This is a genomic window from Pseudomonas sp. NFX224 (assembly GCF_048565165.1).
GTDB lineage: Bacteria > Pseudomonadota > Gammaproteobacteria > Pseudomonadales > Pseudomonadaceae > Aquipseudomonas.
In genome coordinates this window covers 5,383,555-5,405,380 of record NZ_CP183416.1, presented here as the reverse complement: position 1 = coordinate 5,405,380, position 21,826 = coordinate 5,383,555, and the positions used below count along the sequence as shown (strand labels likewise).

The window sequence follows — 21,826 nt, the reverse complement described above, 5'->3', positions numbered from 1 at the left end:
GCCGTTGGCTTTTAGTAAGCCATCACAATCCAGATTTTCGATTGGACACGATGTACGTCCAGACTAACGAACTACTCAAAAAAACCCCATCGGTTGATTACTCAACGATGGGGAAAACGCGCCTACACAAAAAGTCGGGATACACATTTGAGAAAACGGGAGAGTCTTATTACTTAGACTGCAGCTCAGTTGAAAAAAGCTCGTAAGTAATGGCATTTTGCCTAACCATCTAGACCCAGCCAACCCACACTTGGCATTTTTGCTGCTATTAATCCTCATTGAGGGGGAGTTGGAGTACCCAATATATTTGTCAGCAACCACCCTATGGGTTGGTACATTGCTCATACCCGCACTAAATGGTGGAAAGGCTCATTAACTGGATATTTGCAACTGTGTACATGCTCCAGTCACTTTTCGGCGCAGACTTTAGCTCATCAATCAAATGTATCCACTTATCGATGATCACAGCGTTCTGAGTCACCCATACCTGTGTCGCTTCGGCACCATCCGAGGACTCCGAGCCTGATTTCATGATAGACATGACGATGGTGCTCAACTGCTTGTCCGCGTCATCCCGTAGCGACTCGCGGGCCAGTGACTGCCAATTGTTTTCCGCCGGTAGATTACCCAGCTCCTGGAGATACCAGTTCAGCTCTAGAGCACTGCCCGCTGCAAAGAAAGCTTTAACCATTTCAGCAGGACTATGAGTGGTGCTACCTGAGGCCTCAATCGCTGGCAGCAGGTTGTACAAATGATCTGCACCGGCAACCAATCGAGCTAAAAGCTCAGGTACACCCGCTTGAACAAACTCATGATAACGATGCCCCCATTCATCACGCGCCTGACCTTGCAACAGATCATCTAATTCCAAACCAAGTGCTGCGATGTGTGGGCCAAAGTGAATCACGTCGCGAGCTGCATCTTGTTCGTTGCGGCGGCTTCGAAGAAACCATCGTGTAGCACGGCTACACAAGTGAATCAGCTCGTCCATCAGACTGAACTGGATCTCCACCGGCACTTGGTAGTCCAAAGCTTCGACCTGGTGAAACCAATGGGGCAGATGGAATACATCTCGCACAATCACATAGGCTTCGACAACATCAGCCGGGCTTTTTCCCGTTGATTCGCACAAGGACTGAACAAAAGTTATACCCATATTATTGACAAGATCGTTAGCGATCTGGTTGCTGACAATCTCACGCTTGAGCCGATGGCTTCGCATCGCTTCACCGAAATTACTCACCAGCGATGATGGGAAGGCACCTTCCATATCCCGTGTCAGATACGCGTCGTCCGGTACCAGAGAGCCCAGCAACTGCTCCTTGAGGTCGATCTTGCTGTAGGAGATCAATACCGACAGCTCGGCGCGGGTCAGGCCATGGCCTGCGGCGACGCGCTCGTTGATCTGGTCTTCAGACGGCAGGAACTCGATGGCGCGGTCCAGCTTGCCGCGACCTTCCAGATCGTTCATCAGGCGCTTGTATTCGGCAATCCGCGGCAAGGCACGACGGGCCGCCAGGGACAGCGCCTGGGTCTGCTTGTAGTTGTTGCCCAGCACCAGGCCACCGACTTCGTCGGTCATGCTCGCCAGCAGCTGGTTGCGCTGCTTGTCGGTCATGTCGCCGGCCTGAACCACTTCGTTCAGCAGGATCTTGATGTTCACTTCGTGGTCGGAGCAGTCCACACCGCCAGCGTTGTCGATGAAGTCGGTGTTGGAACCGCCGCCGTTGAGGCCGAATTCCACGCGACCCAGCTGGGTCATGCCGAGGTTACCGCCCTCGCCCACCACTTTGCAGCGCAGTTCGTTGCCGTTCACGCGCAATGCATCGTTGGCCTTGTCGCCGACATCGGCGTGGCTTTCGCTGCTGGCCTTGACGTACGTACCGATACCGCCGTTCCACAACAGGTCCACCGGCGCCTTGAGCAAGGCGTTCAGCAGCTCGGTCGGGGTCAGCTTGTCGGCCTGGATGTCGAAGCGTTCCTGCATCTGCGGGGAAATCGCGATGCTCTTCGCGCTACGGGAGAAGATGCCGCCACCTTCGGACATGATGCTGGTGTCGTAGTCAGACCAGGCCGAACGTGGCAGGTCGAACAGGCGCTGACGCTCGGCGAAGCTGGTCGCCGGGTTCGGGTTCGGGTCGATGAAGATGTGCAGGTGGTTGAATGCCGCAACCAGTTGCAGCTTGTCAGACATCAACAAGCCGTTACCGAACACGTCACCGGCCATGTCGCCGACGCCAACCACGGTGATGCTGTCTTCCTGGACATTGATGCCGCGCTCGCGGAAGTGGCGTTGTACGCCCACCCACGCGCCCTTGGCGGTGATGCCCATTTTCTTGTGGTCGTAACCGGCCGAACCACCGGAAGCGAACGCATCGCCAAGCCAGAAGCCGTAGTCGATAGCTATGCCGTTGGCGATGTCGGAGAAGGTTGCAGTGCCCTTGTCCGCTGCCACTACCAGGTACGGGTCATCGTCGTCATGACGCACGACGTTGGCCGGTGGCACGAGCGCGCCGTCTTTCAGGTTGTCGGTGATGTCCAGCAGGCCCGAGATGAAGATGCGGTAGCAGGCGATGCCCTCGGCCGCAATCTCGTCACGGCTACCGCCCAGTGGCAGGCGACGCGGCAGGAAGCCGCCCTTCGCGCCCACTGGCACGATGACCGAGTTCTTCACTTGCTGGGCTTTTACCAGGCCTAGGACTTCGGTACGGAAGTCTTCTTCACGGTCAGACCAACGCAGCCCCCCGCGAGCAACATTACCGAAGCGCAGGTGCACGCCCTCGACGCGAGGCGAGTACACGAAAATTTCGAACTTCGGTACCGGCTTGGGCAGCTCAGGAATCTGGTGCGGGTTGAACTTGAAGCTGAAGTAGGACTTGTTCTGACCGTGGAGATCAGTCTGATAAAAATTGGTGCGCAGGGTCGCTTTGATCAAGTCGAGGTAGCGACGCAGGATGCGGTCTTCATTCAACACCTGGACATCGTCCAGCGCGCTCAGAATCGCGTGTTCCAGACGTTGCTGCTTATCTTCCAGATCCTCACTGTCCAGCTTGCGCGCCAGGTAGAAACGGGTTTTGAACAACCGGGTCAACTCGCGAGCGATGTCGGCGTGGTTGTTCAGGGTGCTGGCGATGTAGCCCAGGTCGAAGCCCAGGCGGATCTGCTTCATGTAACGGGCATAGGCACGCAGCAGTGCCACGTCACGCCATGGCAGACCAGCCGTCAATACCAAGCGGTTAAACGCATCATTTTCGGCATCACCACGCACGATGTGGACGAAGGCGTCCTGCAGGGTGTCGTTGAGTTGCTGAATGTCCAGCTCCAGGCCTTCGGCGGCGGTGAACGCAAAATCGTGAATCCATAACTCGCGACCATTGTTGTGACGCAGGCGATACGGGAATTCACCCAGCACGCGCAGGCCGAGGTTTTCCAGGATTGGCAACACGTCGGACAACGCCAGTGGGGTATCGGCGTGGTACAGCTTGCAATGCAGCTCGCGTTGACCGGACACCTGACCCAATGGCTGATAGAAGCTCATCACCAGTGGATTGGCTTCAGTCAGGTTCAGCAAGTGCTGCATGTCGACCACGGCAGAGTAAGCGGCGAAACGCTCGCGGTAACCGGCCGGGAAGCCTTTCGGGAAGTCAGCCAATACATTGGTGCCATTGGCCTCGCCGAAACTCTCTACCGTTAGGCTAGCGTACTCATCCTGCCAAGAACGGCATGCCTGAATCACTTGCTGCTCAAGAAGTTTGTAGTCAACCGTCACCGCATAGTGATCCGTCAGAGGAAGAATAAACTGAACGCGAGCCAGGACAGACTCAGAGAACACCGTCCAGAACTCACACGCCTGCGCACCGACGGCAGCCATCAGTACCTGCTGGATCTTCAGACGAATTTCAGTGGAATAAATCTCACGAGGAACATAAGTCAGGCAGTAGAAGAACCGGTCATAGGGGTCAGTTCGAAAGAATGCACGAACCTTGAAGCGCTCCTGAATTTGCGCGATAGAAATGACGGTTGGGAACAGTTCGTCCACCGAGCTTTGATACAAATCATCTCTTGGCAGCGCTTCAAGGATTCTTGCAAGCTCCTGCCCCAAATGGCTCTCCGCCCCATACCCTGAGCGCTCTTCGACTTGAGCTACCTTTTTGCGAATACAGGGAATATCACGCACGCTTTGGCCATGGGAATAGAACAAGCCAATGAATCGATGCTCTTTAACAACATTCCCAGCAGAATCAATCTCTCTCAGAGAAACGTAATCCGCATAGGTCGCTCGTCTAACGCGGCTCAGGTACGAGGATTTAGCAAAGGAGAGCAACAAAGAAGCAGTCAGGAAGTTCTTCACTTCTGGCCGAACCTTCAGATCATGACTATCCAAGCCGGAATGCAACCTACGGCTGACTCCCAAAAACGACGACTCATCATACTCAATGCGTCCCAAAGAGGAGTCGCTGATAACCTTGAACTCTTCATAACCCAAGAACGTGAAGTGGCCTTTGAGCATCCAATCGAAGAAAGCTCTTGTTTCGTCAAGCTCAGAAGGTTGAGCGTTCGGATCGAACATACCCAAAGAAGCGCTGAGCTCGTTGAGCTTGATCTTCATAAGTAAAAGATCCGCATCCACCAGCCTGACCTCTGCAAGCACCTCTACCAACGCGACTTCGATTGATCGAAGCTCGCTTGAACTTGAGCAGCGATCAATCTCGAAAAAAGCCACTGCGATCTTGGATGAGCCAAAGTCGGATGAGTTCGTAGATAGCTCTACCGCCCCCCCGACCTCGCCGAGCTTGAGGTCAAAAACAGCGGTTTGGAGTGTGTGGATGTTGTATCCACGATTGTTCAGCTCCATTCGAATCGAGTTAATTAAAAAAGGAGCCTGGGGGCAAACCATCTCAACAACGGTGTGTGGCGACTGCCACCCATGCCGCTCGAAATCCGGGTTATACACTCGGACTGTGGGGCTCTTGGCGTCATGCTGCATAAGCATTCTCCATGAAGAAATGGTGGCACCAGCCAAATCTGAAATTCGCCGATCCTTCAGTTCCTCCAACGCCGCAAAGCTATAGAACTGATCAGAAAATTGTACAACTTGGCTTATCTCGTCATCACTGACATATTGCCCCAGTGCTTGGTGCAGTTGAGATTTCAAATTATTTTCACTGATAACAGAGACACTATTCATAGCCTGGCCTACGCGGAGGAGTGATGAAATGCGACGGGATGAGAATAATCTGTAGACCGCCCTCGGCATCCTCCGAGAGCGGTATTGTTTAGATCAGTGCCCGCCTAAATAGGCCTCTCGCACCTGAGGATCCTCAAGAAGTTCGCGTCCGGTGCCAGACATGCGGATTTCTCCATTGACCATTACATAAGCTCGGTCACTGAGTTTGAGCGCATGGTTAGCATTCTGCTCAACGAGGAAAATCGTCATGCCGCCTTTTGCCAGATCGCGGAGTGTCTGGAAAATGTGCTTGACCACAATAGGTGCCAATCCGAGGCTGGGTTCATCCAACAACAGGATCTTAGGGCGACTCATCAGGGCACGCGCAATCGCAAGCATCTGCTGTTCGCCGCCTGACATTGTCATCGCTCTTTGGTTACGTCGCTCCTTCAAACGCGGAAAGAGTTCGAACATCCGCTGTAGGTCTTCCGCTGCATGAGTCATCCCGATCGGGATGGTACCCATTAGCAGATTCTCCTCGACCGTCATATCAGGGAAAACACGACGACCTTCAGGCGACTGAGCAATGCCATTAGAGGCAACGTAGTGGGATGATTTCTTGCTGATGTCCTCTCCTCGGTAAAGTATCGCCCCACCGCTTGCACGGGGTTGACCGAAAATGGACATCAGTAACGTTGATTTACCCGCGCCGTTTGCGCCAATCAGGGAGACTGTTTCTCCCTCATGTATCTCGAGCGAGACCTCACGCAGAGCCTGGATAGGCCCATAAAAAACATCGACGTTGCGTAACTCCAAGATAGGCGCCTTCATGCGACCTCCTCCTCATCAGCACCGAGGTACGCGGCAATGACTCGCTCGTTAGTACGAATGTGTTCAGGGCCTCCCTGGGCGATCACGTCTCCATGCTCGAGCACAATGATGTGATCGGAGATACTCATGACCATCCCCATATCGTGCTCAATCAGAAGCACAGTGACGCCATGGATATCGCGCAGCCCCCGAATGATTGATGTGAGTTTTATCGTTTCTGCCGGATTCAGGCCCGCTGCTGGCTCGTCAAGGCAGACCAATTCAGGATTGGTGCACATTGCGCGGGCGATCTCCAAACGGCGCTGCTGCCCATAGGACAACTCTCCCGCTAGGCGATTTGCAAATTCGCCGAGGTCAACGAATTCCAGCCAACGAAATGCATTCCTGATCAGCTCCTTTTCGGTGCGTCGGTAACCTGGGGTATTCAATGCTCCTGCCAGCAGGCTCCGATTAGCCTGCATGTGCTGAACAACCAGCAAGTTTTCAACCACTGACATTTCTTTAAACAAGCGAATGTTCTGAAACGTGCGCGCCAAGCCCGCTCGATTCACCAAATGAGTGCCACCGAACATCTTGAACCAGAGTCGAGATGCAAACTTCACAGGACTGATGAAGTCCGTAAAACGAAACGGCTCACCAAGGATCTTGATGACGTTGGTATCGCGCTTACGTGCGTTGAGCTGAATCCTTCCACCTGACGCTTTGTAGAAACCAGTCAGGCAGTTGAATACTGTTGTCTTACCGGCACCATTGGGGCCGATCAATGCGGTGATAGAGGAGCGTTCAACCTCGAGATTGACGTCCTTGAGTGCCTTGATACCACCGAAGTGCATCATGAGACTCTCTACACGCAGAATAGCGTCTTTCATTTCGCGACTCCTTCCGGAGTTGCAACACCAATCCGATTGATACGGATTAGTCCTCGCGGCTTCCAGATCATCATCACCACCATCAGTACCCCGAAGAGCAGCACGCGGTAGTCAGCAAAGTTACGCAGCAACTCCGGTACAACCGTGAGTACAAAGGCTGCAATCACCACACCCACTGTTGACCCCATCCCGCCCAAAACGACAATCGCAAGGATCAGTGCGGATTCAAAGAAAGTGAATGAGGTCGGGTTCACGAAACCCTGGTAACTGGCGAAGAAAACACCAGCGATACCCGCAGTCGACGCGCCAATCATGAATGCCGAAAGCTTCACAAGGACATGATTGAGCCCCATTGCACGGCATGCGATTTCATCTTCGCGCAACGCTTCCCAGGCTCGGCCAATCGGCATGCGGGTTAAGCGATGTTTGAGATAGAGCACCGTCAACACGACAAGGAAAAGCACAACGTAAATGAAGATGAATTTCAGGTTTGGGTTGTAGGCCACTCCAAAAAACTCATGAAATGGAACACCACCGTCTTTGGCCTTTCGTCCAAATTCGAGCCCCAAGAATGTAGGCGAAGGCACCGACATACCATTAGGCCCGCCAGTGAAGGACATCCAGTTATTGAGAACGAGCCGAATGATTTCCCCGAACCCAAGGGTCACGATTGCCAGGTAGTCTCCATGCATGCGCAAAACGGGAAAGCCCAGTATCGCCCCAGCAAACGCCGCCAGCAGCGCAGCCAACGGAATTGCCGACCAAAAGCCGAGCCCCAGATGCTCATAGCCAAGCGCAAGCCCGTAGGCACCAATGGCGTAAAATGCGACATATCCGAGATCGAGCAAGCCAGCCAAACCAACAACGATGTTCAGCCCGAGCCCAAGCAGTACATAAATAAGTCCCAGAATGACGACAGTCAAAATGTACTTATTGGCCACAAAAGGTAACACCGCTGCGACCAGGATAACCAAGAGCAGAACCCAGCGTATATTTGATTTATAACCCGGCGGTAGCACAGTTACTCCACTGCCTGTTAATTCGAAGCGTGACTGGAATTTTTTGCCATGAGACGTCTGCAAAAAGGCACTTACGAGGAAACGTCCGGCCATCACTACAGCGACAAACCAAACCACACGATCGGCGTGAAAGTTGAAGCTGTAGCCATCTAGGACTACGCCCACGATTGGCCCGAATACAATTAACGCAAGCAACCCTGCAAGCAATGTATCCAGAAGACTTTTTTTCAAGTCAAAAGATGACGTCTGAGCAGTCATGTTACACCTTCGTTACTTGCGGACGTCCCAAGAGACCTTGCGGACGGAAGATCAAAATCACTACCAGGAGTGCAAACGAAAACACATCCTTGTAATCCGAGTTGAAGACACTCGCGAATTGAGCTTCGGCGATACCAAGAATGAGCCCACCCAACATCGCACCGGGCAACGAACCAATACCACCTAATACAGCAGCAGTGAACGCTTTAATACCAATGATGAATCCAGCATAAAAGTCAAAGGTGCCATAGTTCATCGTAATCAGAACGCCTGCCAGAGCAGCCATGGCAGCGCCGATTACAAACACATAGGAAATAACTCGATCTGTATTAATACCCAATATGGATGCCATTTTTCGATCTTGCTGGACTGCTCTGCACATTCTCCCTAGACGAGTGAATTTAATGATATAGGTCAACACACCCATACCAACAAAGGAAGCCAGTAGAATGAAAATTTTGGTATAGGTTATTTGAACAAACGCATCATTAAAATCAAAACGCGCCGCACCTTCCATTAATGTTGGAACACCTTGCTGGCGAGCCCCCTGGGTCAGCTGAACATAGTTCTGCAGAATCAGAGAAATCCCGATCGCTGAAATCAGTGGAGCAAGGCGAGTAGAATTACGAAGCGGCTTGTAGGCCACGCGCTCGATTACCCAACCGTAAACACAAGTAATCACGATCGTTATTATTAGTGTTCCAAGTATTAAAAGAGGGAAAGACTGCAAACCGAAGAATGCTAAGAGAGCCAACGTAATAGCAGAAAGGTACGCGGAAATCATGTAAACCTCGCCATGAGCGAAGTTAATCATACCGATAATCCCGTACACCATGGTGTAACCAATAGCGATCAGCCCGTAAACTGATCCTAAGGTCAATCCATTGACCATTTGTTGGAGGAACAGAGCGTCCATATTGACTCTCCCAGTTAAAAGCGTTCAACCCATACCAGCTACGGTATGGGCATTGAAAGACCGCAGCGATTAAAGCTGCTTATACTTACCAGCTGCATCCCAGCGATACATGACATAAGGGGACGTTTTCAGATCGCCCTTCTCATCCCATTCCTTGTTACCCATAACTGTGCTGACCGGATGCGACTTAATCCAGACACTGGCCTTCTCGGTATCAGTACCACCAGTAGCTTTAAATGCGGCAGCCAGTGTTTGCAGCGAGGCATAGGAAAAGAGGGTGTAACCTTCAGGCTCGTAACCCTTATCACGGAATCGTTTTACAACATCCTGACCTTCTGGAAGGGTTCGAGGATCAACTACAAAGGTCATCAAAACGCCTTCTGTATATTTTGCTCCACCAGCAGTAGTCACCAATTCGTCGGTTACAATGCCGTCATCGGAAATAAATTTCGCCTTAAGACCTTGCTCACGCATTTGGCGAACTAATGGGCCTGCCTCTGAGTGCAGACCTCCGAAATAGACGACTTCAGCCCCTGTAGCAGCGATTTTTGAAACAAGAGAGTTGAAATCCTTTTCGCCACGCGTCAGGCCTTCAAACATCACCTCCGTAACACCGCGAGCGTGCAGCTGGTTTTGAGTCGCTTGGGCAAGACCCTGACCGTAAGTGTCTTTATCGTGAACAATGGCGACTTTGGTAGCCTTAAGATCATCTACAATATAGTTGCCTGCAATGAGGCCTTGCTGATCATCGCGGCCGCACATGCGGAATACAGTGTTATAACCCCGATCCGTCAACTTCGGACTTGTGGAACCAGGTGTAATCGATATGATCCCTGCTTCCTCATAGACTTCTGATGCTGGAATGCTAGTGTGCTGTTTTCGAAATAACTTGCCCTTCCATCTGCGTCTCCATCGCTTCACGTGCCCGCCGGATCTTGCTCAAAATTTCCTCGCCTTTCGCGTTCCAAACGTACCGGGTCGGTCGTGCGTTCCGTAATGCCAGGAAGGTGGTAATCGAGCTTTCCAACTCACGTACGGAGCCGAAGCTGCCGTCGCGCAAGAACACGGTAATGTCCCTGAAAAACCGCTCGACCATGTTCATCCACGAGCTGGAGGTCGGCGTGAAATGCACATGGAAGCGCGGATGTTTCGCTAGCCAAGCCTTCACCTTGGCGTGCTTGTGTGTCGCATAGTTATCCACGATCAGATGCAGCTGGAGGTGCTTGGGGGTTTCCTTGTCGATTTTCTTGAGGAAAGCCAACCACTCCTGATGGCGGTGCTGGCGCTCGATGCTACTGATCAGTTTGCCTTGGAGATAATCCAGCGCTGCGAACAGCGTGACCGTGCCGTGGCGAGTGTAATCATGGGATTTTGTTTGGATATGACCGATCCCCAGAGGCAGCCCAGGCTGTGTGCGTTCCAAGGCTTGCACCTGACTTTTCTCGTCGCAGCAGAGCACCAACGCCTTGTCTGGCGGGGCCAGGTACAGGCCGATGACATCCCAGAATTTCTCCTCGAACTGCGGGTCGTTCGACAGTTTGAAGGTACGTGTCAGATGAGGCTTTAAGTCATTGGCCGCCCACAGTTTATGCACGGTGGTCGCTGATATGCCGGCGGCACGGGCCATGCTTCGGCAGCTCCAGCGGGGCTCGCCGATACGAGGTTGAGTGACCTGTTCGAGCACGCGGCGGATCGTGTCGGCAGGCAGAGGGGATTTGCGTCCTCGGCCAGGCTTGTCGAGCAGGCCTTCCAATCTGAGCGCCTGAAAACGCTGGCACCAGTCGGTGACCGTAGGGCGAGAGAAACCTGTCAATCGTACAATTTCTTCTCGCATTGATCCTTGCGCTGCCAGCAAGATGACGCGGGCTCGACGGCCATCGCGCTGACTGATGGTGGCGGAACGTACGCGGCGGCTCAGTTCGGCAAATTCTTCAGGGCTAAGCGTAATGTCCAGAGCGCTCACCAGGAACTCTCCAAGGTAGGAATGGCACCTGAAGTGTAGTGCAAGCATGGAGAAATTTATTTCGCGAACAGCACACTAGATGAAGAACAGAAGTGACCGATTACCGCTTTGACCTTATCGGAATCAACCAATCGGTTAGCGACTGCGATAGCCTGCTTCGGCTCGCAAGCGTCATCCCCTTTAACCAGGACAATTTTTTCGCCGTTAATACCACCTTTGGCGTTAATGTCCTCGGCTGCTTGGGAGGCCCCCTTCCAAAGCTGATCGCCGTAGGCTGCGTTAGGGCCTGTATGAGGCCCGGCCACACCAATTTTGATATCCGCATATGCCTGAGCAGATAGCCCCATGACTGCCGCGAGCGCCAAACTGAGAGTTTTGATACTAAAATTTTTAGATGTCATGTCTTTTCCTCTTCTTATTTAAACGAAAAACATCAGTTTAATTACGCGCACCCAAAAAATGCACGACCACGGCAGTTAGAGTAAAACTCTAATTTCAGGCTGACTGCTCCCAGCTACCGAACTTGACCATAAATTCGGCAGGGGCGACCCACATAAAATCTATTTATATTTTTACAATATGACTCTCAAACATTGGCCAGCATGGTAGAGAGAGAATCCACCTTCATAGAACGCACTACGCAATCCAGCGCTATAAATAGGCTTCATCGTCGAAAACGGTATTGGCAATTCATCAGGCTGGTCGTTAATCAAATAGTCAGCCAAGGCTTTACCAACGACGGTACCGGTTGTATTTCCCCGTCCGTTATAGCCAGTAACCGCAACAACCCCAGGGGAGGGTTCAAACAAGCGCATCAAATGATCTGGAGTAAAATCAATACAGCCAGTCCAATGCATTTCCCACTCTACTTTTCCCAATTTAGGAAAATAATGAGTTTGTATCCTGTCGGCCCATCCTTTGATGAACCAAGCAGGCTTGTTATCTGTTCGCCCCATACTGCCAAGCAACAACCGTCCATCAGCATCTCGGCGGATGCTACTTAATACTAAACGGGTATCCCAAGAGCCTTGGCCATACTTCAACACGTCATCGGCTTCAGGCCCTACCAGAGGTTTCGAGGCCACCTGATAGTAATAACCACGGAAGTAGTTTTTCTGAAGTTCTGACCAATCGCCTTCGGTATAGGCCCCGGTTGATATTACGACTTTGTCGGCAAGAACTGCGCCACCAGCGGTCGTAACCAACCAAGCGGTACCCTGCTTCTCCAAATGGGTGACGGCAGAGTTTTGGAACAAACGGCCACCCAACTGCCGGACTGCTGCGGCCAATCCCGTTGTATAGCCCATAGGGTTTATCGTTCCCGCCCGACGATCCAACAACGCCGCTGAAATTTGATCCGTGCCGCAGTATTCCTGGCAATTTGATCCGGTCAACAGTTCAACATCCGCGCCTCGACGTTTCCACTGATCATGTCGGGCTTGCAAGTCAGCAGCACCTGAAGCGTTATGAGCCATGTGAAGCGTGCCATCGTTACGCGCTTGGCAATCAATACCTAGTCTTTTGATCGTCGCAAAAACCTGAGCAGGTGCCTCTCCAAGAACCTTATTGAGACGTGCCCCTACTTTAGTGCCGAGTGTTGTCTCCACGTCATCTGGTCTGATCCAGGTACCGGCGTTAACTAAACCAACGTTGCGTCCAGATCCACCGTGACCAACCAGGTGGGCTTCAAGTACAGCAACGCTCTTGCCTTTCTCGAGCAAGTTCAGCGCAGCAGAGAGTCCAGTAATACCACCACCAATAACGCAGACGTCCACCTTGATAGTGCTTTTCAGGGCGAATGGTGATGCCTGCTTAGGAGTTACATGCTCCCAAAGACACTCTCGACGTAACTCAACCATACAATCAACCTCTCTACCGCAGACTCGCAGTGGAACACATATGTTTATAGAACCAAGGGTTCAGGAAGGGTGAGTTCACGCGGCTCGCCCTGAACCAGAGACCTGGCTTTAAAAGCGTCGTCCGCAGTGGGATTCGAGTACTCAAAGAGAGAAGAATTTACCGCCTGGATGAGCATTCGAACGACGCTCACGGACATGATGGCTGCAAGCAGCATGCCGACGGTGGACTGAATCTGCGGCTTGAAATTTTCAGAATTAAACAACTGCACCATTAAAATAATAGTGGTAGTCAATAGCGCAGCGATTGCCATCCAGAAAGGAGCATTCGCCTTCGTCACTTTTCCAGTGTCCAAAGTCAAGCCTCTCTAACAAATATGATGGCAGATCTAAATATCACAAACATGGCGTTGGCCTTTTATTATTTTTTACAGCTTTGCAGGCGTTTATTTATTTCAGGCGGAACATCATTAGCCCCCGCCTGTGCTATTCATTTGCATCCTTTAGCGGCGAATTTTTATCCTAAAGACTAAACTCCCCTCGCCAGTCAAAACCGACGAGGGGAGCAATCTAGATCAGTCGAAAACGATCCCTTGAGCCAGTGGCAGCTCGCGAGAATAGTTAACGGTATTTGTCTGACGACGCATGTAGGCTTTCCAGGAATCCGAACCGGACTCACGACCGCCACCGGTTTCTTTCTCGCCGCCGAATGCACCACCAATTTCGGCGCCACTTGTGCCGATATTGACGTTGGCGATACCGCAATCGCTACCAGATGCGCTTTGAAAACGCTCGGCTTCGCGTACGTCCAAGGTGAAAATGCAGGACGACAGGCCTTGTGGAACCTCGTTGTTCAGACGAAGCGCTTCTTCGAACTCGTCATACGCCAACACGTACAGAATCGGGGCGAAGGTTTCGTGACGAACGACGGCGGACTGGCCTGGCATTTCTACAATGGCCGGCGCGACGTAATAGGCATTTGGATACTGATCCTGCAGCTGGCGTTCACCACCAAAGACCTGACCACCTTCGTCTCGCGCTTGACTCAAAGCACCTTGCATCGATTCGAATGCGTGCTCATCGATCAGAGGCCCAATCAGATTGTCCTTACGTGGATCACCGATACGCACCTTGGCGTAAGCCGCTTTCACGCGAGCAACAACCTCATCTTTGATCGAGCGGTGCACGATCAATCGACGAAGCGTCGTGCAGCGTTGACCAGCGGTACCCACAGCACTGAACAAGATGCCACGCACTGCCAAATCAAGGTCAGCACTAGGCGCCAGGATCATGGCATTGTTGCCGCCGAGTTCGAGAATGCTTCGACCAAAACGAGCTGCCACTCGTGGGCCTACTTCACGCCCCATGCGGGTACTGCCCGTAGCACTAATCAGCGGAATGCGTGGATCATCAACTAGAACTTCACCGGCCTCACGATCACCGATGATCAGTTGGCTGAGCCCTTCTGGAGCCTGACCGAAGATTTTCAGTGCTTGCTCGAAAAGCGCCTGGCATGCCAAGGCAGTCAGAGGCGTTTTCTCGGACGGTTTCCACAGCACAGAGTTACCGCAAACCAGTGCCAGGGAAGTGTTCCAAGCCCACACTGCGGCAGGGAAGTTAAACGCGCTGATAACACCAACGACGCCGAGAGGCTGCCAAGTTTCACGCATGTGGTGACCCGGGCGCTCAGAAGCGATAGTCAAACCATACAGCTGACGAGACAAACCAACTGCGAAGTCGCAGATGTCGATCATTTCCTGAACTTCGCCCAGACCTTCTTGGAAGATCTTGCCAGTTTCGACCGATACCAATTCACCCAGCTGATCTTTGTTCTTACGCAGAACCTCGCCGAACACACGAACCAGTTCACCACGACGCGGTGCCGGTACGTCGCGCCACGCCAAGAAGGCCTGATGGGCAAGATCGATCTTCTTAGCGACGGCAGCTTTGCCCTCTAAAGTGACGGAAGCGATCTGACTACCATCGATAGGTGTATGAATGGGATAGCCGCCATTCGTGAATGCAGCCTCAGAAACGCCAAGGCCTTTGAGCAGTCCATCAACCATTTTTCTCTCCTGCATCTGATGGTGGTTGTAATTATTGATCTGGGTCAGTATTAATCCGATCCCATCGTTCAACAAACGACGTTTACTCAGCACATCATTCCCTGAGCTAATGAAGTTGATTTTTCACCAGAATAGAGAGAGATATGTCCAAACGTCTTACTCCCTCCATGGCAGCCCTTCAGTGTTTCGAAGCAGCAGCTCGACACTTGAGTTTTACTCGTGCCGCTGAAGAGCTCCATCTGACCCAGAGTGCCGTTAGCAAGCAGGTTGCTCAGCTTGAAGAAATGCTGCGACATCATCTCTTTCACAGGGTGCGCCGACGCCTGCAGCTAACACCTGCCGGCGAGCTTTACCTTGCGGAGGTCGATAAAATATTGACCCAGGTTGACATGTCGAGTCGGTACATTCTTTCTTACGGAGGCGAGACAGAAGTCCTGCGGGTGGCAACCCAACCCACCTTCGGCGCACGCTGGCTGGTGCCTAACCTAAAAGGTTTCAGTAAGCGGTTTCCCAATATCCATCTAGAAATTCGCAGCGAACTGGAGCCCTTCGACCTGTTGAAGGCAAAGGCGGATGTGGCCTTTTTCTTCGGTCAGGGCTCGTGGCCTGGAGCCGTCTGCACCAAGCTTTTCGGAGAGGATGTTGTTCCCGTGTGCTCCCCGGAAACTCTCGAAAATAGACCCATCAAGAGCGCAGCCGACCTAACTGACCTGGTCTTGCTGCAATGCACCTCTCGACCTGAGGCTTGGCACGAATGGTTTCTTGAGCAAGATCTGCATACAGAAAACAGCTATCACGGGCCACGCTTCGACACTTTTTACATGTGCATACGCGCAGCCCAAGCAGGCTGCGGAGTGGCCTTGGTACCTAAATTTCTTGTCACTGACGAGATCGCCGATAAGAAATTAGTCGTTGCTTGGGACTACTCCGTCCGTAGCATTGGCTCGCATTTCATGGCCTATTCAGAACACGCCGCTGACATCCCAAAGGTACGCAATTTTGTGGAATGGGTACTGGAGCAAGCCAAACTTGGAAAGCACCCAATTTGATGATTCAAGAGTTTACGGAATGACTCTGTAATTTCTTTTCGCTTGTCGTGACCAAGCATTCCTCGCTTACATAGAAAAAAACCTATGCAGCCAGGAACACCAAAATGCCAATGCTTGCCAAAAAAAATTGCCAATGGACGACACCTATCGGCTTGATGTTTTCCGTTTCTCCACAAGAGAAAAATCGGAGCGAAAACTTGTCGGCTGAGGCGATGGAGAACGTGCGGTCATGACACATTCTTCCATTAGCGAGTCCATCGCAATCGTCCATCCGATCACGTTGAGCCACGGCATCAATGCACAGGTATGGGATACAGACGGCAAGCGCTATATCGATTTCGTAGGCGGTATTGGCGTTCTGAATCTAGGTCACTGCAATCCACGGATCGTTGAGGCCGTGTGCAACCAAGCTTCTAGGCTGACGCACTACGCATTCAACGCGGTGCCTCATGAACCCTATAAGAAACTGATGGCTCGACTGGCCGAGTTCATCCCCGTGTCCTTCCCAGTCAGTGGCATGTTGACCAACAGTGGCGCAGAGGCGGCAGAGAATGCGCTGAAAATTGTGCGTGCCGCTACCGGTCGCACTGCGGTCATAGCATTCGATGGTGGCTTTCATGGACGAACTTTGGCCACCCTGAATTTGAACGGAAAAGTAGCACCGTACAAACAGCGTGTTGGCACGCTGCCAGGCCCCGTTTATCACCTGCCCTACCCGAGTGAAGACACTGGTGTAACTACGCAGGAAGCACTCAAAGCGATGGATCGGCTGTTCAGCGTCGAGATCGACGTCGAAGAAGTCGCCTGTTTCATTCTCGAGCCTGTTCAAGGTGAAGGCGGATTTCTTGCACTCGATCCTCAGTTCGCACAAGCGCTGCGTAAGTTTTGCGACGAGAAAGGCATTCTTTTAATCGTTGATGAAATTCAATCCGGATTCGGTCGTACCGGCCAACGCTTTGCTTTCACGCGGCTAGGTATCGAACCCGATTTGATACTGCTAGGCAAAAGCATCGCCGGCGGTCTTCCGCTGGGTGCTGTCGTCGGTAAAAAACAACTGCTCGACACATTGCCAAAAGGTGGTCTGGGTGGGACTTATTCAGGCAACCCGATAGCTTGTGCTGCTGCGCTCGCCACGTTAGACGAGATGACAGACACCAACCTTTCTTCTTGGGGTGAGTACCAGGAAAAAGCAATCGTAAGTCGGTATCTGGCATGGCAGCAAAAGAAGCTCTCTCCTTATCTCGGAAGGTTGACCGGGGTTGGTGCCATGAGAGGTATAGAGCTGATAACTCCTGAAGGAGCGCCAGCCACGTCGGTATTAGCACAGCTACTTGGGAGCGCCAGACAGAACGGCCTGCTTCTGATGCCCAGCGGAAAATCTCGCCACATCATCCGACTGCTCCCACCGCTGACTACCGAACCAGAAATCTTGAACGAAGGTCTCGATATTTTCGAGAACTGCCTGGCTGGAATTCGCTAAAACATGATCGCCCAGATTGCTGCACCGGTAGAGCTCACAAGGGTCTATCGTACTTTCCTTGACTCGCTCCATGCGCAAGGTTTTAAGGGAGAAATAACTCCTGACTATGCCAACCGTACCGTGCTGGCGACTGACAACTCGATCTACCAGCGCTTGCCACAAGCAGCGCTGTTCCCCCGTGATGCCCATGACATCCAAATATTGACTCGACTTGTTGCGCAGAAAGAATTTCGGCAAATCGTTATTACCCCGAGAGGCGGTGGCACTGGCACAAATGGGCAATCCTTAACACACGGCTTGATCGTCGACCTTTCGAAGCATCTCAATCAAATTCTGGAAATCAACGTCGAAGAGCGTTGGGTTCGAGTACAGTCTGGAGTGGTCAAAGACCAGCTCAACGCGGCCTTGAAACCTCATGGTTTGTTCTTCGCGCCAGAGCTTTCAACATCGAATCGGGCCACTATCGGCGGCATGATCAACACTGATGCCAGCGGGCAAGGCAGCTGCACGTATGGCAAAACCAGAGATCATGTCCTAGAGCTCAAGAGCATGCTCTTGGGTGGCTACACGCTGAACAGCAAGCCCCTCAATGACGGCGAACTCCAACAGTTCATTGCAACTCCCGGTATCGTTGGCCAAGTACATCGCTGCGTAACCGATATTCACAAGGAACATCGGGAGCTCATCGACAAAACGTTTCCAAAGCTCAATCGTTGTTTGACCGGTTATGACTTGGCACACATCCGCGACGAGCGTGGACTGGTGAATCTGAACAACATTTTGTGTGGTTCTGAAGGATCGCTGGGCTTCGTCGTGGAAGCCAAACTTAACGTTTTGCCGATTCCCAAACACTCAACACTCATCAATGTTTCGTACGCGAGCTTCATGGAAGCTTTGCGTGACGCGCGTGCGCTAATGGCCCTCGCGCCGCTATCCATTGAGACGGTGGACTCCAAAGTACTGGGCCTCGCAATGCAGGACATTGTTTGGCACGACGTGGCTGAGTACTTTCCGCCCAATCCAAATCGTCCGACCTTGGGCATCAATCTCATCGAGTTCAGCGGCGATGACGCCTGCGCCCTGGAAGCCACCGTTAACGACTTCCTTGCACACTTATCCTCCGACAAAAGCGTTGAGCGTATCGGCCATACGTTAGCCAAAGGCGCACAAGCCATTTCTCGCGTGTACTCGATGCGAAAGCGTGCTGTTGGTCTGCTTGGTAACGTGAAGGGCGAAATTCGTCCTCAACCATTTGTAGAGGACACAGCAGTACCACCAGAAAATCTAGCGGACTTCATTACTGAGTTTCGGGCACTGCTGGACTCGCACAATCTGCAATACGGAATGTTCGGCCATGTCGATGCCGGCGTACTCCATGTCCGACCCGCTCTCGATATGAAAGACCCGACTCAAGCCTCTCTCGTGCGAACGGTTTCTGATGGCGTTGCAGAGCTGACTCACAAGTACGGAGGCTTATTGTGGGGCGAGCACGGAAAAGGTATTCGATCGGAATACGCGCCCAAATTCTTTGGCAAGCTTTACCCCGTCCTGCAGCAGTTGAAGGCAGCCTTCGACCCTTACAACCAGCTCAATCCTGGAAAAATTGCGACGCCACTCAATAGCAATGAGCAACTTCTCAAGATTGACGAAGTGCCTATGCGGGGCGAGTACGACCGTCAGATCGATGAGCGAGTCTGGCAAAGCTACGAGAGCGCCGTGCACTGCAACGGAAACGGTGCCTGCTACAACTTTGATCCTAATGATGCGATGTGCCCTTCTTGGAAAGCCACAAGGGAACGTGTCCACTCACCGAAAGGGCGTGCATCGCTGATTCGTGAATGGCTAAGAATTCAAGGTAATGCTGGCATCGATGTTCTCAAAGTCGCGCAGCGTGCGAAAGACGAAAGCACCGTGGTCAGCCTGTTGAGAAAGTTAAAGACTAGCTTCAAGTCGCGAGGCACCAAGGAAGATTTTTCCCATCAGGTTTTCGATGCAATGTCGGGATGTTTGGCCTGTAAGTCTTGTGCCGGCCAGTGCCCCGTAAAGGTGAACGTGCCTGAGTTTCGGTCTCGTTTTTTGGAGCTTTACCACACGCGCTACTTCCGCCCGCTCAAAGACTATTTGATTGGATCCTTGGAGTTCACGATACCGTATTTTGCAAGAGTGCCCTGGCTCTATAACTCCCTTATGAGTGCGAAGCCAGTCAGCCTTTTCCTGAAGAAATACGGAGGGATGGTAGACAGCCCATTGCTCAGCAACATCAGTTTGGCCGAAGCGGTCAAAAACGCAAAAGTCAAAATCGCTACGTCAGAGACGCTGTCTTCACTGACTGACAGCGAGCGCAAACGAAGCGTAATTTTGGTTCAGGACGCCTTTACCAGGTACTTCGAAACCCAGGTGGTATCGGACTGGATCGAGCTGATATCCAAGATCGGATACCACATTTACCTAGCTCCATTTTCGCCAAACGGAAAGCCTCTCCAAGTTTTAGGCTTTTTGGGAGCGTTTGAAAAAACAGCTAGAAAAAGTTCGGCCAAGCTGAGCGAGTTGGGCAAATTTGGTATCCCCTTGGTAGGTCTGGATCCCGCGATGACGCTTGTCTACCGCCAAGAGTATTCGAAGCTATCAGCTGAGAACGCCTGCCCGATGGTATTTCTGCCACAGGAATGGCTGGCCAAAATTTTCGAGGTCGGATCACCAGTGATAAATAATCGCGCAGCCTCCCAAGCCCCCTACTTGCTAATGGCTCACTGCACCGAAAAAACGAACACCCCGGTAAGCACTGCCCTTTGGCAAACAGTTTTTGAAAAGTTCGGCATGAAGCTGACCGTCTTGGCTACCGGTTGCTGCGGTATGTCCGGCACCTACGGTCACGAGTCGCAAAACTACGACACCTCCAAGAGAATATATGGTCTGTCATGGCAACCCGCCGTGGACAAACACAAAGCCAGCGGAAAGCTTCTGGCCAATGGTTACTCCTGCCGGAGCCAGGTGAAGCGATTTGGGGATGAAAAAATAAACCATCCTGTCCAAGCGCTCCTAGCCCATATCAAATCCTAAAGCAGCTTGATGAGCGTTCTCCTAAATGCACCCCCTGCGAAAGTGCCTTCACGATGAACTTCATGCGCGGCCATCAATTTATTTTGACGGCCCTGCAATCATTTATCACCTGGCAATCCTTGATGACGGTAACTCTGCCAATGAAATAATCGAAACACTTTCACCACATTGTGAGCTGGGCACACCGAACATATCCAAACGGCACCAACTCATGAGGATCGACGGCCTTCCTTTCAAATGGGAGTGGCATACCGAATTTCTGACCATGACAGTAGTGGTGCCGCGATCTGAAGCGTTCGATGGATGGACGACGGCCCCTAATTTTTTAGAAGAAATCATCACGCAACACAGAGCACTGGTAATCAATGCAACCCAGATACTGGTCGAAGAAGCGCGCAATTGGTTAGGAGTGCCTCAGTCCTACGGGTTTAAGGATCCAGCGAGCTCTAATATCAACAACGGAGATGCATCAATCTGGAGTGATTTCCGCCTCGACGCTGACGGTTTCAATCACATCCTACTGGTGAACAGTAATTTGAACGCGTTTCGACTTGGACGCAGCATCCGACGTCTGCTTGAAATCGAAACCTACCGAATGCTTGCCTCTCTCACCTTGCCCCTTGCACAAGAGATTAGCGTCGAGCTGCAGGTTTTCGAACGAAACTTGGCATCGCTTGCTCAAAAAAACTCATCGATATGCAGTGGCTCGGCGCGAATTTTACTGGACGAAATTACGTTGCTTTCAGCTGAGCTAGCTAACCGCACAGCGAAGACTCGGCAGCGTTTTAGCGCCACGGAAGCTTACTCACTCATTGTCTTCGAACGCGTCTCAGAACTGCGCGAGAGCTGCATAAAGGGCTACCAGCAAGTGGGCAAATTCATCGAACGACGCTTCCGACCTGGCGTTCGGTATTGCGAAGCGACAGAAAAACGATTGGAACGTATTGCTACCAGTGTCGCCAACCTCGGAGACCTGCTGCAAGCCAGGGTTCAAGTTGAGGTAGAGGAGCAAAATTCAAAAATTCTCGCCGCTCTTGATCTGAGGGCAATGACGCAGATAAGAATTCAGAAGGCTGTTGAAGGGTTCTCAATCATTGCAATCAGCTACTACCTAATCAGCGTACTGAAAATAATCTGCGAAACCCTATCGTCTCTAGGTGTATCCATCGCCCCCAGGATAGTCGCTTCACTGTTGATTCCATTAGTAATAGGAATGGTTTTACTTATAGCAAAGAGGCTAAAGCGCGCGACAGCTTAGCAACCTGGCAGCCTCGAAAACCGCCGCCCCACTT

The 21,826-nt window shown here is 52.0% G+C and carries 13 protein-coding genes and 2 pseudogenes; 4 read left to right on the top strand and 11 right to left on the bottom strand.

All coding sequences use genetic code 11. The features are described 5' to 3' along the window. Positions 1-352: 352 nt before the first annotated feature. From ACNYC6_RS24675 to ACNYC6_RS24625, 11 genes and pseudogenes are all read right to left on the bottom strand, one after another. Positions 353-5,188, bottom strand: a complete 4,836-nt coding sequence (locus ACNYC6_RS24675) for an NAD-glutamate dehydrogenase (protein ID WP_419709551.1) — start codon at positions 5,186-5,188, stop codon at positions 353-355. Between the two features lie 93 nt (positions 5,189-5,281). Next, positions 5,282-5,998, bottom strand: a complete 717-nt coding sequence (locus ACNYC6_RS24670; RefSeq protein ID WP_419709550.1) for an ABC transporter ATP-binding protein — start codon at positions 5,996-5,998, stop codon at positions 5,282-5,284. Next, the gene (locus ACNYC6_RS24665; protein ID WP_419709549.1) at positions 5,995-6,867 is read right to left on the bottom strand and encodes an ABC transporter ATP-binding protein; all 873 of its coding nucleotides are present in this window, start codon (positions 6,865-6,867) and stop codon (positions 5,995-5,997) included. Before ACNYC6_RS24665 ends, ACNYC6_RS24670 begins: the two co-directional genes overlap by 4 nt. After that, positions 6,864-8,144 carry a high-affinity branched-chain amino acid ABC transporter permease LivM gene (livM, locus tag ACNYC6_RS24660; protein ID WP_419709548.1) on the bottom strand — a complete coding sequence of 427 codons (1,281 nt, stop codon included), beginning with the start codon at positions 8,142-8,144 and terminating at the stop codon, positions 6,864-6,866. The genes ACNYC6_RS24665 and livM overlap by 4 nt, the downstream gene beginning before the upstream one ends. A gap of 1 nt (position 8,145) precedes the next feature. Beyond that, positions 8,146-9,060, bottom strand: a complete 915-nt coding sequence (gene livH / locus ACNYC6_RS24655; protein WP_419709547.1) for a high-affinity branched-chain amino acid ABC transporter permease LivH — start codon at positions 9,058-9,060, stop codon at positions 8,146-8,148. 69 nt (positions 9,061-9,129) lie between these two features. Then, positions 9,130-9,930, bottom strand: a pseudogene (locus ACNYC6_RS24650) (branched-chain amino acid ABC transporter substrate-binding protein); the annotation flags it as partial. Beyond that, positions 9,926-11,023 carry an IS630 family transposase gene (locus ACNYC6_RS24645; protein ID WP_419709546.1) on the bottom strand — a complete coding sequence of 366 codons (1,098 nt, stop codon included), beginning with the start codon at positions 11,021-11,023 and terminating at the stop codon, positions 9,926-9,928. The gene ACNYC6_RS24645 and the pseudogene ACNYC6_RS24650, both read right to left, overlap by 5 nt. Positions 11,024-11,094: 71 nt before the next feature. Next, positions 11,095-11,424, bottom strand: a pseudogene (locus ACNYC6_RS24640) (ABC transporter substrate-binding protein); the annotation flags it as partial. Positions 11,425-11,595: 171 nt separating this feature from the next. Then, a complete protein-coding gene (locus ACNYC6_RS24635) occupies positions 11,596-12,882 on the bottom strand; it encodes an NAD(P)/FAD-dependent oxidoreductase (protein WP_419709545.1) in 1,287 nt (428 codons plus the stop codon). 44 nt (positions 12,883-12,926) lie between these two features. Then, positions 12,927-13,235 (bottom strand): hypothetical protein, encoded by a 309-nt coding sequence (locus tag ACNYC6_RS24630; RefSeq protein WP_419709544.1) that lies wholly within the window; start codon positions 13,233-13,235, stop codon positions 12,927-12,929. Between the two features lie 219 nt (positions 13,236-13,454). After that, complete coding sequence (locus ACNYC6_RS24625) at positions 13,455-14,945, bottom strand: aldehyde dehydrogenase family protein (RefSeq protein ID WP_419713006.1); 1,491 nt, start codon at positions 14,943-14,945, stop codon at positions 13,455-13,457. A 143-nt stretch (positions 14,946-15,088) separates the two neighbouring features. On the opposite strand from ACNYC6_RS24625, the gene ACNYC6_RS24620 reads away from it, so the two are divergent. From ACNYC6_RS24620 to ACNYC6_RS24605, 4 genes are all read left to right on the top strand, one after another. Then, entirely contained in the window at positions 15,089-15,994 is a 906-nt protein-coding gene (locus ACNYC6_RS24620; RefSeq protein ID WP_419709543.1) for a LysR substrate-binding domain-containing protein, read from the top strand. Between the two features lie 229 nt (positions 15,995-16,223). Further along, on the top strand, positions 16,224-17,474 hold the full coding sequence (locus ACNYC6_RS24615) for an aspartate aminotransferase family protein (protein WP_419709542.1): 1,251 nt from the start codon (positions 16,224-16,226) through the stop codon (positions 17,472-17,474). Positions 17,475-17,477: 3 nt separating this feature from the next. Continuing rightward, positions 17,478-20,534, top strand: coding sequence for an FAD-binding and (Fe-S)-binding domain-containing protein (locus ACNYC6_RS24610; protein WP_419709541.1), 3,057 nt, complete (start codon positions 17,478-17,480; stop codon positions 20,532-20,534). Between the two features lie 25 nt (positions 20,535-20,559). Then, positions 20,560-21,792 (top strand): DUF3422 domain-containing protein, encoded by a 1,233-nt coding sequence (locus ACNYC6_RS24605; RefSeq protein ID WP_419709540.1) that lies wholly within the window; start codon positions 20,560-20,562, stop codon positions 21,790-21,792. The last annotated feature ends 34 nt before the right edge of the window (positions 21,793-21,826 follow it).

Excerpts from the sequence above, each read along its gene's own strand:
- ACNYC6_RS24605 (WP_419709540.1), top strand. The coding sequence starts at position 20,560 with ATGCACCCCCTGCGAAAGTGCCTTCACGATGAACTTCATGCGCGGCCA.
- livM (WP_419709548.1), bottom strand. The coding sequence starts at position 8,144 with ATGACTGCTCAGACGTCATCTTTTGACTTGAAAAAAAGTCTTCTGGAT.
- ACNYC6_RS24610 (WP_419709541.1), top strand. The coding sequence starts at position 17,478 with ATGATCGCCCAGATTGCTGCACCGGTAGAGCTCACAAGGGTCTATCGT.
- ACNYC6_RS24625 (WP_419713006.1), bottom strand. The coding sequence starts at position 14,945 with ATGGTTGATGGACTGCTCAAAGGCCTTGGCGTTTCTGAGGCTGCATTC.
- ACNYC6_RS24675 (WP_419709551.1), bottom strand. The coding sequence starts at position 5,188 with ATGAATAGTGTCTCTGTTATCAGTGAAAATAATTTGAAATCTCAACTG.
- ACNYC6_RS24670 (WP_419709550.1), bottom strand. The coding sequence starts at position 5,998 with ATGAAGGCGCCTATCTTGGAGTTACGCAACGTCGATGTTTTTTATGGG.
- ACNYC6_RS24615 (WP_419709542.1), top strand. The coding sequence starts at position 16,224 with ATGACACATTCTTCCATTAGCGAGTCCATCGCAATCGTCCATCCGATC.
- ACNYC6_RS24665 (WP_419709549.1), bottom strand. The coding sequence starts at position 6,867 with ATGAAAGACGCTATTCTGCGTGTAGAGAGTCTCATGATGCACTTCGGT.
- livH (WP_419709547.1), bottom strand. The coding sequence starts at position 9,060 with ATGGACGCTCTGTTCCTCCAACAAATGGTCAATGGATTGACCTTAGGA.
- ACNYC6_RS24620 (WP_419709543.1), top strand. The coding sequence starts at position 15,089 with ATGTCCAAACGTCTTACTCCCTCCATGGCAGCCCTTCAGTGTTTCGAA.
- ACNYC6_RS24635 (WP_419709545.1), bottom strand. The coding sequence starts at position 12,882 with ATGGTTGAGTTACGTCGAGAGTGTCTTTGGGAGCATGTAACTCCTAAG.